Source organism: Viridibacillus arenosi (assembly GCF_001955655.1).
GTDB lineage: Bacteria > Bacillota > Bacilli > Bacillales_A > Planococcaceae > Viridibacillus > Viridibacillus arenosi.
The window spans coordinates 1-901 of the sequence record NZ_MSPW01000042.1 but is presented as its reverse complement, the minus strand read 5'-3'; the positions used below and the strand labels follow the sequence as shown (position 1 = coordinate 901).

Here is a 901-nt window from a genome sequence, read left to right as displayed (position 1 = left end):
ATTAAAAATGGCGCAAACCCTCGAGATGCTGAAGATATTATACAAGAATCCATCTATAAATTTATTTTAAATATTGATTCAGTTGATCCAAACAAAGCGTATAGTTGGCTATTTCGAGTAGCAATTAATCATTATTATGATTTGTGTCGCAAACAGAAAAGAGAAGTGAACATATCTTTTGACCACTTTGAGCTTGTAGACGATTCACTTTTACCAGAAGACTATGTTATATTTGTGTTTGTTTAATGATTGAATGTCTTCTTCTGAATAAGTATCTACCCAGTACCATTTAAGTGTTATATTCTCTGGAATTAATTCACGAACTTCTTCCGGTGTATATTTTTGGTTAAATGAAACCCCTAATTCGATCAAAGTATCATCTGTAAATTTATTTAAGGTTTTTAGGTCATTACGAATTTGGCTGTACAATACCTCTGGATGATAAAAGCTCATCATTCTTTGCTTTGTCTCACTGTCATAATTTCTATAAAGTCCATCTTCTTTATCTTCAATTCTGTATTAATGAATGCCCTGTGAAACGGCTCATTCCACCAAACAGACTATACCTAACAACATGATTACTCCAATCTACTGGAATCCCTTCAATCTCTTTATATCGATTAAACGTTAAAATCCCTTCAAATACACCATTTGATTCGTTTTGGCTCGTTAATAACTCAATATTAGGATTAGTGATTCTGCTAAATAACTCGATATCACGCATCGCCTTTTCTTGACTTCCCCTTAAAATAAACAACCAAGACAAACTTAAAGTAATTAACAAGAAAACTATGACAAATAAAGAGATACCTATATTTCGGAGTATCGTTATTCTCTTTGCTTTTTTTACAACCTTTGAAATAGTACTTGTTGACTTTCCATCAAAAAAATCATTTAATTC

General features: G+C 31.6%; 3 protein-coding genes. 1 reads left to right on the top strand and 2 read right to left on the bottom strand.

Annotation, left to right across the window (positions count from 1 at the left end):
• Positions 1-246, top strand: a 246-nt coding sequence (locus BK137_RS21675) for an RNA polymerase sigma factor (protein WP_280521835.1), incomplete at its 5' end; no start/stop codon positions are given.
• On the opposite strand, the gene BK137_RS23065 is transcribed toward BK137_RS21675, so the two are convergent.
• Both BK137_RS23065 and BK137_RS21665 read right to left on the bottom strand, forming a co-directional pair.
• On the bottom strand, positions 211-453 hold the full coding sequence (locus tag BK137_RS23065; protein ID WP_425318993.1) for an anti sigma factor C-terminal domain-containing protein: 243 nt from the start codon (positions 451-453) through the stop codon (positions 211-213). The genes BK137_RS21675 and BK137_RS23065 overlap by 36 nt on opposite strands.
• Positions 454-508: 55 nt before the next feature.
• A partial coding sequence (locus BK137_RS21665; protein ID WP_179078299.1) for a sigma factor regulator N-terminal domain-containing protein occupies positions 509-901 on the bottom strand: 393 nt, incomplete at its 5' end.

Coding starts and splice junctions, on each gene's coding strand:
- BK137_RS23065 (WP_425318993.1), bottom strand. CDS start 453: ATGAGCTTTTATCATCCAGAGGTATTGTACAGCCAAATTCGTAATGAC.